The following is an 11245-nucleotide window of genomic DNA, read 5'->3' on the forward strand; positions in this document are numbered from 1 at the left end:
CCTGTGCGGTTCAGGAGATGCCGAGTTCGTCGTCGAGAAGCTCGTACAGCTCCTCGTCGCTCGCCGAGCTGAGGTCGTCTTCGCCCCCGGCTCCGCCGGAGACTCCCGGATCGGCCTGTTCGTCCCCGTTCCAGCGGGCGAGCAGAGCGGCGAGACGCATGGTGATCCTGGTTCGGGTGACGTTGTCCACGCCCTCCGCCCCGGCGCCGTCCAGGACGGCGGTGAGGCGGTCCAGCTCGTCGAGGGCCGACGCCGTCCCGCCCGCGCCGACGGGGAGGTCCTTCAGCACCCGCTGCGCCAGCGCGGCGGGCGTCGGATGATCGAAGACCAGCGTCGCGGGCAGCCGGAGCCCGGTGGCCCGGTTCATCCGGTTGCGGAGCTCCACCGAGGTGAGCGAGTCGAAGCCCAGGTCGCCAAAGGCCCGTTCGGCCTGGACGGACTTGCCCGAGCCGTGCCCGAGGACGGCGGCGACCTCGGAGCGGACCAGGTTCAGGACCGCTTCCTCGCGCTCCCTCCCGGGGAGGTCCGCGAGTCGCTCCGCCAGCGGTACGGAGCCCGCCCGTTCCGGGCGCCGCGGCCGGCCGCCGACGAGCCCCCGCAGCAGCGGCGGCACCGGGGCGGTCGCGTTCCGCAGGGCGGCGAGGTCCAGCCGGGCCGGCACCACCAGGGCCTGCCGCGACGCGAGCGCGGAATCGAGGAGTTCGAGGCCGTCCGCGTCGGAGAGCGGCAGCACACCGCCGCGCGCAAGCCGGGTCCGGTCCGCTCCGCCGAGTTCCTCGGTCATGGCGCCGGTCCGCCGCCACAGGCCCCAGGGCAGCGACACCGCGGGGAGTCCCCGCATGGCGCGGCGCCGGGCGAAGGCATCCAGGAAGGCATTGGCCGCCGCGTAGTTGGCCTGGCCGGGAGTCCCGAGCGTGCCCGCGAGCGAGGAGAAGACGATGAACGCCGACACCTCGCCGGCCAGTTCGTGGAGGTTGAGCACCGCGTCCACCTTGGGCCGCAGCACCGCGTCCAGGCGTTCCGGGGTGAGCGAGCCGATCACCCCGTCGTCCAGGACACCTGCCGTATGCACCACGGCCGTCACCGGCGTACCGGCCAGCACCCCGGCGAGAGCCTCCCGATCGGCCGCGTCACACGCGGCCCAGCGCACCTCCGCGCCACCCGCGATCAGTTCGGCCTCCAGCTCACCCGCGCCGGCCGCCTCCGCACCACGCCGGCTCAGCAACAGCAGGCCGCGCACACCGTGTTCAGCGACGAGGTGCCGGGCGACGAGTCCGCCCAGGGCACCGGACGCGCCGGTCACCAGCACCGTCCCGGTGCCGAAGTCCGGGGCACTCGCCGCGGCGTCGGGGGCGGCCCTGACGAGCCGGGGCAGCAGCAGTGTCTCGCCGCGCAGTGCCGCCTGTGGCTCCCCGGAGGCGAGGAGCCGGGGGACGGCCGCCGCCGCGCCCCGCCACCAGCCGCCGTCCCGGTCGGCGGCTCCGGAACCGTCCCTGTGGGTGCCTCCGGCGCCGTTCGGGTCAGGGGCCCCGGCGCCGTCCCCGGGGCTCTCTCCGAGGCCGTCCCCCTCGTCGTACTCCTCGGTGTCGAGGAGGACGATGCGGTCGGGGTGCTCCGACTGTGCCGAGCGGACCAGACCCCATACGGCCGCCTGCACCGGATCCGGTACGAGGATGTGCTGGGCCGAGACGGTCCGGGCCGGGCCGTCGTCCGCCGGGCCCGCACCGGCGGTGACCGCGCCCCGGGTGACCAGCACCAGCCGGGTCGCTCGGTCCTCGGCCAGCCACCACTGCACCAGCCCGAGCACCTCGGCCAGCACGTCGCGGACCCGTTCGCCGTCGGAAGCCGAGGCGCCCGGGTCGCCCGAGCCGATCGGGCACCGTACGACCACGGCGTCCGCCTCCCCCTCCGTGTCCGCACCCGCCTCCGGAGGCGTGCCCGTGTCCGTGTCCGCGTCCGCACCCGCCTCCGGAGGCGTGCCCGTGTCCGCGGGCGTGCCCGTCGCCGGGGCGGAGCGAAGGGCGGCGATGTCGTCGTAGACCCGTACGGCCGGAACTTCGGCCCCGGAGCCGGACTTGGTACCGGACCCGGCTCCGGCCCGGCCCGGATCGGTGAGCGGCGTCCACTCCAGGGCGAACAGGGAGTCCCGGGAGCCGGTCCGCAGCTGGTCGGCCGAGACCGGGCGCAGCGTCAGCGACTCCACCGACGCGACGGGCCGGCCCGAGCCGTCGGCGGCCTCCAGCCGTATCGCGTCCTCGCCGGCCCGGGAGAGCCGTACCCGCAGGGCGGACGCCCCGGTCCGGTGCACCGTGACACCGGACCAGGCGAAGGGCAGCAGGGGTCCGTCGGCCGCCGGAACCAGGCCGCCCGCGCCCAGCGCGTGCAGCGCGGAGTCGAGCAGCGCCGGGTGCACACCGAAGGCATCCGCACCCGGCCGGTCCGCACCGTCGAGGGCCAGTTCGGCGTAGACCGCGTCGTCGCCGCCGCGCCAGACGGCACGCAGCCCCTGGAAGAGTGGGCCGTAGCTCAGACCGAGGTCGGCCAGCCGTTCGTAGAAACCGTCCAGGTCCACCGGTCGCGCGCCGGCCGGGGGCCAGTCGCTCAGCTCGGTACCGGAGGCGGAGCCGCCCACGGCGAGGGCGCCGGTGGCGTTACGGAGCCAGGGGCCCTCCCCGGCGCGCGAGTGCACGCTCAGCGGGCGACGGCCGGAGTCGTCCGGTGCGCCCACCAGGACCTGGACCGCGACGCCGCCCTGTTCGGGCAGTACCAGCGGCGCCTCCAGGGTGAGTTCGTCCACCCTGTCGCAGCCGGTCTCGGCCGCCGCATGGGCGGCCAGTTCCACGAACGCCGTGCCCGGGAGCAGTACCGCGCCCAGCACCGCGTGGTCGGCCAGCCAGGGCTGCGTGCGCAGGGAGAGCAGTCCGGTCAGCAAATGGCCTCCGGCGTCGGGCAGTTCCACCGCCGCGCCCAGGAGCGGATGGTCGGCGGCGTCCAGCCCGGCCACCGTCACGTCACCGGCCGGGGCGCCCGCCTCCAGCCAGTACCGCTCGTGCTGGAAGGCGTACGTCGGAAGATCCACCGGGCGCGCGCCCGGCAGGACGGCGTCCCAGTCGACACCGACGCCGTGCGCGTGAGCCAGGGCCAGCGACATCAGCAGCCGATGACGGCCGCCGTCGCCCCGGCGCAGCGTCGGGACGGCCACGGCCTCGGCACCCGCGGCCTCGATGGCGTCCTGGATGCCCGCCAACTGTACGGCGTGCGGGCTGACTTCGATGAAGGTGTCGTGCCCGTCGGCCAGGGCGGCCCGGATCGCGTCATGGAAGCGTACGGTCCCCCGCATATTGCGGTACCAGTAGCCGGAGCCGAGTTCGGCCGGGTCCAGTTTCCCGCCGGTCACCGTGGAGTAGAAGGGTACGGCGCCGGAGAGGGCGTCGATGCCGGCGAATCCCTCTCGGGCCCGCGCTTCGACCCGTTCGATCTGTGGCGAGTGCGCGGCGTAGTCGACGGCGACCTTACGGGCCTGAATCCCCTCTTCGGCGCAGTGCGCGAGGAGTTCGTCCAGGGCGTCGGTGTCGCCGGAGACCACGACGGATCCGGGTCCGTTCACGGCACCGACACCGAGGCGTCCGGACCACCGGCCGACCAGTTCCCGCGCCGCCTCGTCCGGGAGGGTCACCGAGACCATGCCGCCACGGCCCTGGAGTTCGAGCACCGCGAGGCTGCGGCGCGCCACGATGCGTGCCGCGTCCTCCAGGGAGAGCGCCCCGGCGATCACCGCCGCCGAGACCTCGCCCTGGGAGTGTCCGACGACGGCGGCGGGCGTCACTCCGAAGGCGCGCCACACCTCGGCCAGCGCGATCGTCATCGCCCACAGCACCGGCTGGAGCACATCCACCCGGTCCTGCTCGGCGTCGGACGTACCGCGCAGCACCTCCGTCAGCGACCAGTCCACATGAGGCGCGAGGGCCCGTTCGCAGGCTTCGATCCGGTCGCGGAAGACCGGTGAGGTGTCCAGCAGTTCGGCGGCCATGCCCGTCCACTGGGAGCCCTGGCCCGGGAAGACGAAGACGGTCTTGGCGCCGCCCGGGCGGGCGGAGCCGGTCACCACGCCCGGCGGGGTCCAGCCGCCCGCGAGCCCGGTCAGCCCCTGCTGGAGGCCCTCGGGGGTGTCCGCGACGACCACGGCCCGGTGTTCGAAGGCCGCCCTGGTGGTGGCCAGCGAGTAGGCCAGATCGACCGCCGCCGGGGCGGCCGGGGCGCCGTCAGTGCCGGCATCGGTGTCGGTGTCGGTATCGGCCAGGAAGGAGGCCAGTCGGGCGGCTTGGGCGCGCAGTGCCGCCTCGGTCCTGCCGGAGAGCACCCAGGGCAAAGGGCCGTCGGCAGCAGCCTCCCGGGACTTCTCGACGGCCACCGGCGGTGCCTGCTCGATGATGGTGTGGGCGTTGGTGCCGCTGACGCCGAAGGATGAGACCGCCGCCCGGCGCGGGTGGCCCGCCTCCGGCCGCCATTCCACCGCCTCGGTCAGCAGCCGGACCTCACCGGCCGACCAGTCCACATGCGGCGAAGGCTCCGCCGCATGCAGAGTCGGTGGCAGCACGCCGTGGCGCATCGCCATCACCATCTTGATCACACCCGCCACCCCGGCAGCCGCCTGAGTGTGACCGATATTCGACTTCAGCGACCCCAGCCAGAGCGGCCGGCCCTCCGACCGCTCCTGACCATAGGTCGCCAGCAGCGCCTGGGCCTCGATCGGATCACCCAGCGTCGTCCCCGTGCCATGCGCCTCCACCACATCGACATCACCCGACACCAACCCGGCCGAGGCCAACGCCCCCCGGATCACCCGCTGCTGAGCAGGACCATTCGGCGCCGTCAGCCCATTCGACGCCCCATCCTGATTGACCGCACTCCCCCGCACCACCGCCAGTACCTGGTGGCCATAACGCCGGGCGTCGGAGAGCCGCTCCACCAGGAGCATGCCCACGCCCTCGCCCCAGCCGGTGCCATCGGCCCCGGCGCCGAACGCCTTGCACCGGCCGTCCGGCGACAGCCCGCGCTGCCGGCTGAACTCCACAAACACACTCGGACCGGCCATCACGGTCACACCACCGGCCAGCGCCATCGAGCACTCACCACTGCGCAGCGACTGCACCGCCAGATGCAACGCCACCAACGACGACGAACAGGCCGTGTCGATCGTGACCGCCGGACCCTCCAGACCGAAGGTGTAGGCCACCCGGCCGGAGGCGACACTGCCGGAGCCCCCGGTGGTGAGCAGTCCCTCGACGCCCTCGGGCAGTTCGCGCGGTCCCTGACCGTAGTCGTGGTACATCAGGCCGGTGAAGACGCCGGTGCGGCTGCCGCGCACCGTCGCCGGGTCGATCCCGGCCCCCTCGAACGCCTCCCAGGACGCCTCCAGCAGCAGCCGCTGCTGCGGGTCCATCGCCAGCGCCTCACGCGGCGAGATGCCGAAGAAGCCGGCGTCAAAGTCGGCCGCCTCGTACAGGAAGCCGCCGTCGCGGGCGTAGGTCGTGCCGGGGTGCTCGGGATCGGGGTCGTACAGCGCCTCGATGTCCCAGCCACGGTCCACCGGGAACCCGGAGATGGCATCCCGGCCGGAGGACACCAGCCGCCACAGGTCCTCCGGTGAGCGCACCCCGCCGGGCAGTCGGCAGCTCATGCCGACGATGGCGATCGGCTCGTCGGCGCCGGCCGGGGAACGGCGTTCCGTGGTGGCGGGCGCGGTGGCCGGGGCTTCGCCGAGCAGTTCGGTGCCGATGTGCCGGGCCAGGGCGGCGGGGGTGGGGTGGTCGAAGACCAGCGTGGCGGGCAGCCGCAGGCCGGTGGCGGTGGCGAGCCGGTTGCGCAGTTCCACGGCCGTCAGCGAGTCGAACCCCAGGTCCTGGAAGGCGTGTGCGGGCTGGATCGCCCGTGACGAGGAGTGCCCCAGTACGGTGGCGACCTCGGTCCGGATCAGGTCCAGCACGGCTTCGTCGCGCTCGTCCCCGGAGAGCCCCGCGAGCCCCGAGAGTCCCGCGAGCCGGTCGGCCGGTGCTCCGGCGGCGGCGCGCCGGGCGGTGCCGCGATCGGGGACGCGTACGAGTCCGCGCAGCAGTGCCGGTACGGGCCCGGCCGGCCGGTTCCGCAGCGCGGTGGTGTCCAGCCGGACCGGTACGAGGACGGACCGGTCCGAGTCGAGCGCCGCGTCGAACAGCCGGAGCCCGTCCTCGGTGGAGAGCGGCAGCACCCCGGAGCGCGCCATCCGTGACCGGCCCGCCGCGTCGAGGGCGTCGGCCATGGCGCCCGCCTGCTCCCAGGGGCCCCAGGCCAGCGAGATGGTGGGCCGGCCCTGGGCACGGCGGTGCCGGGCGAAGGCGTCCAGGAAGGCGTTGGCGGCGGCGTAGTTGCCCTGGCCGGGATTGCCGAAGGTGCCGGCGGCGGAGGAGAACAGCAGCAACCTCGTGCTCGCGTCGGTGAGTTCATGCAGATTGAGTACGGCGTCGGACTTGGGCCTCAGGACGGCGTCCAGGCGCTCCGGGGTCAGCGCGGCGATCACTCCGTCGTCCAGCACTCCGGCGGTGTGCACCACGGTGTCGACCCGGGTGCCGGCCAGCAGCCGGGCGAGCGCGTCACGGTCGGCGGCGTCACAGGCGGCCCAGGTCGCCTCGGCTCCCAGCGCGGCGAGTTCGTCCGCCAGGTCTTCCGCGCCCGGGGCCTCGGCACCCCGGCGGCTGACGAGCAGCAGCCTGCGCACCCCGTGTGCGGCCACCAGGTGCCGGGCGAGGGCCCCGCCGAGCGCGCCCGAGGCCCCGGTGAGCAGCACGGTGCCGAGGCGACCGGAGGCGTCGGCGGTCTCCCCGGGACCGGAGGCCGTGTCCGCCGACGCCCCGGAGGCCGCGTCCCCGGTCGCCGCCTGGTCGGCGCCCGCGGCACGGACCAGGCGCGGTGCGCGGGCCTCCCCGTCCCGGACGGCCACATGGGGCTCACCCGACAGCACGACCCCGGGTACGAGCCCGGTCACGTCGGCCGGGCGGTCGGTCTCCAGCAACACGATGCGGCCGGGGTTCTCGGCCTGGGCCGAGCGCACCAGTCCGCCCGCGGCGGCATGGGCGAGGTCGTCGCAGCGCGCCACCAGCACCAGGCGAGGCGCCCGGTCCTCGGCCTGCCACCGCTGGAGCAGCCGCAGCACCTCGGTGGTGACCGCGCGCACCCGCTCGGCCTCGGGAGGCCCTTCCGGGCCGTCGGGGCACGGGACGACCACCACGTCCGACCGCGACAGCTCCCCGGCGGCGCCCGGAGCGGCGAGATCGGGGACGTACGCGATCACCGGTCCGTCCGCGCCGCCGGAGGGCAGGGGCAGCGGCGCCCACTCGATGCCGAACATCGCGTCGGCGGAGTGCTCGCGGAGCTGCCCCGCCGACATAGGGCGGAGCGTCAGCGACCGCACGGATGCCACCGGCTCACCGGCGGCGTCGGCCATGAGCAGGGAGACCGCGCCCCGGCCGGCCGGCGCCAGCCGCACCCGTACGGTGGACGCGCCCGTGGCCCGGACGGACACCCCGGACCAGGCGAACGGCAGCAGCGGCCCGTCCTCCGCCGCCCCGGGGAAACCGCCTGTGGCGGCCGTACCGGCCGTACCGGCTGTAGCGCCGGGGCCACCCGCCCCGCCGGCGTTGTCCGTACCGCCGGGGCCACCCGCCCCGCCGGCGTCGTCCCTACCGCTCGCGCCGAGCGCGTGCAGCGCCGCGTCCAGGAGGGCCGGGTGCAGCAGGAAGGAGCCGGTGTCCGTGCCGTCGGGGAGGGTGACCTCGGCGAAGATCTCCTCGCCCGCCCGCCAGACGCTCCGCAGCCCACGGAACGCCGGGCCGTACTCCAGGCCGAGCGACGCCAGTTGGTCGTAGAAGCCGTCGAGGTCGACCGGCTCGGAGCCCTCCGGCGGCCACACCGCGAGCCCCGGACCGGCGGCCGGATCGCCCGCCGCCTCGGCGACATGACCGGTTGCGTGCCGCACCCACGCCAGATCATCGTCGCCCTCGGGGCGTGCGTGCACGGTCAGCGGCCGGCGCCCGGAGCCGTCGTCGGCCCCGACCCAGACCTGGACCGCCACGCCACCCCGCTCGGGGATCACGAGGGGCGCCTCCAGGGTGAGTTCCTCCAGCAGCTCACAGCCGGCCTCGTCGGCGGCACGGACGGCCAGTTCGACGAACGCGGTACCCGGCAGCAGCACGCTGCCGAGCACGGCATGGTCGTCCAGCCATGGGTGCGTACGCAGGGACAGCCGGCCGGTGAGCAGCCGTTCGTCCCCGCCGGCCAGCGAGACGGCGGCGCCCAGCAGCGGGTGGTCGGCGGAGCCCAGGCCGGCCGCCCGCACATCGCCGGGGGCGGCCGGGGCGGGGTCGAGCCAGTAGTGCTCGTACTGGAAGGCGTAGGTGGGCAGTTCGACGGGCCGGGCACCGGGGAGGAAGGCGTGCCAGTCCGGTGAGATCCCCTGGACGTGCAGTTCGGAGACCGCGCCGACAAGCGAGGCCCGCTCGGAGCGGTCGGCGCGCAGGGCGGGGATGGCGACAACCCCGCCCTTGTCAGGGCCGTCCAGGCACCCCTGCGCCAGGGCACTCAGTACGCCCCCGGGCCCGACCTCCACGAACGTCGTCACGCCCAGCCCATGCAGGGTCCGTACCCCGTCCGCGAAGCGCACCGCCTCCCGGACGTGCCGCACCCAGTAGTCGGCGGTGTACGACTCCGCCACCGCACCCGTCAGGTTGGACACCACCGGAATCCGGGGCTCGTGATACGTCAGCCCGGCCACCACCCGGCCGAACTCCGCCGACATCGGCTCCATCAACGGCGAATGAAACGCATGACTCACCTTCAGACGGCTCGTCCTACGCCCCTGCTCCCGGAAGGACTCCGCAAGCGCGTCAACCGCGTCCTCAGCGCCGGAGATCACCACCGACCGAGGCCCATTGACCGCCGCCACCCCGACCCCCTCCGTCAGCAGCGGCAGCACCTCCTCCTCGGCCGCCTCTACCGCCACCATCGCCCCACCACCCGGCAACCCCTGCATCAACGCAGCCCGCGCCGACACCAACCGTGCCGCATCCTCCAGCGACAACACCCCCGCCACATGAGCGGCCGCGACCTCCCCCACCGAATGACCCGCCACGAAATCCGGCCGAACACCCCACGACTCCAACAACCGGAACAACGCCACCTCAACCGCGAACAGAGCGGGCTGAGCCGACCCCGTCCGGTGCAGTTCCTCCGAATCGACATCGATCACCGCATCCAGAAGTGCGCACACCTCGTCGTACGCCTCAGCGAACACGGGGAACGCCTCGTACAACTCGCGCCCCATACCCAGCCGCTGCGACCCCTGGCCCGAGAAGAGGAAGGCGACACGGCCGCCGGTGCCGGACTGGCCGTGCGACACATTCACGGCCGGGGAGCCGGCGGCCACCGCCCGCAGTCCTTCGGCGAGTTCGGCCGGGGTCTCGCCCCGCACCACCGCGCGGTGTTCCAGAGCCGTGCGGGTCGTGGCGAGCGAGAACGCCACGTCCCGCGGCGAGACCTCCGCGTCCGCCCAGGGCAGCAGGCGCTCGGCCTGCGCGCGCAGGGCCGCCTCGGTCTTGCCCGAGACGACCCATGGCACCGGTCCGCCCTCGGCCGGGCGCACGCTCTCCGCCGCCTTCCCGTCCTCCTTCGGGGTCGCCCCCGAGGCCTCCGCCGGCATCTCTCCCGAGCCGACAGGAATCCTCCCGGCCTCTGCGGCCTCCGAGAGCTCCGGCGCCTCGGTGTCCTGGGGAAAGGTTTCGGCCGACGGGGCTTCCTCGATGATCGTGTGTGCGTTGGTGCCGCTGATTCCGAAGGAGGAGACACCGGCCCGGCGCGGCTGGTCCGAGGCCGGCCAGGGGGCCGGCTCGGTCAGCAGCCGCACGCCGCCCGCCGACCAGTCCACGTGCGGGGAGGGCGCGTCGACGTGCAGAGTGGGCGGCAGTTGGCCGTGGCGCATCGCCATGACCATCTTGATGACACCCGCCACACCGGCCGCGGCCTGGGTGTGGCCGATGTTCGACTTGATCGAGCCCAGCCACAGCGGCCGGTCGCCGGAGTGTTCCCGGCCGTAGGTGGCGAGCAGCGCCTGCGCCTCGATCGGATCGCCCAGCCGGGTGCCCGTGCCGTGCGCCTCCACCGCGTCGATCTCTGCGGCGGTCAGTCGCGCGGTGGCCAGGGCCTGGCGGATCACCCGTTGCTGCGAGGGGCCGTTGGGGGCGGTCAGGCCGTTGGAGGCGCCGTCCTGGTTGACGGCGGAGCCCCGAACGACCGCGAGCACCTGGTGTCCGTTGCGGCGGGCGTCCGAGAGGCGCTCCACCAGGAGCAGTCCGGCGCCCTCGCCCCAGCCCGTACCGTCGGCACCGGCGGCGAACGCCTTGCAGCGGCCGTCGGGAGCCAGCCCGCGCTGCCTGCTGAAGCCGACGAAGGTGGCGGGGCCGACCATCGCGGTGACACCGCCCGCGACGGCCAGCGAGCACTCGCCGTTGCGCAGCGCCTGTACGGCCAGGTGCAGGGCGACCAGCGAGGACGAGCACGCCGTGTCGACCGTCACGGCCGGCCCTTCGAGGCCGAAGGTGTAGGCGACCCGGCCGGAGGCGACACTGCCCGAGGTGCCCGTGCCGAGGTAACCCTCCAGATCCTCGGGCGAGTTCTGGAGCGCGGCGAGGAACTCGTGGTTCATCATTCCGGCGAACACCCCGGTCCGGCTCCCCGCGAGCGAGGCGGCGTCGATGCCGGCCCGTTCGAAGAGCTCCCAGGACGTCTCAAGCAGCAGTCGCTGCTGGGGGTCCATGGCGAGCGCCTCGCGGGGCGAGATCCCGAAGAGGCCGGCGTCGAACCGCGCCAGGTCCCGCAGGAAGGCGCCCTCGCGGGCGTAACTGGTCCCCCGCGCCTCCGGGTCGGGGTCGTACAGCGCCTCCAGGTCCCAGCCCCGGTCGGCGGGGAACTCCGTGACGGCGTCCCGGCCGGAGGCGACCAACTCCCACAGATCCTCGGGCGAGTCGACCCCTCCGGGGTAACGGCAGCTCATCCCGATGATGGCCACCGGCTCCCCGGCGGCGTCCTCATGGTCACGAAGGCGCCGCCGGGTCTCCTGGAGGTCTGCGGTGACTCGCTTCAGGAAATAGCGGAGCTTGTCCTCGTTCGCCACCGAAATCGTCCCTCACCCTTGCGAAGACTTAGCGGAATTCGGCAA

Annotated in this window: 1 protein-coding gene; it reads right to left on the minus strand. The window is 74.3% G+C overall.

Annotated elements, in window-relative coordinates:
* Positions 1–10 precede the first annotated feature (10 nt).
* The gene (locus NX801_RS06565; protein WP_309505793.1) at positions 11–11200 is read right to left on the minus strand and encodes a type I polyketide synthase; all 11190 of its coding nucleotides are present in this window, start codon (positions 11198–11200) and stop codon (positions 11–13) included.
* Positions 11201–11245: the final 45 nt, after the last annotated feature.

The sequence above is a fragment of the Streptomyces pyxinae genome, from assembly GCF_024756275.1.
GTDB lineage: Bacteria > Actinomycetota > Actinomycetes > Streptomycetales > Streptomycetaceae > Streptomyces > Streptomyces pyxinae.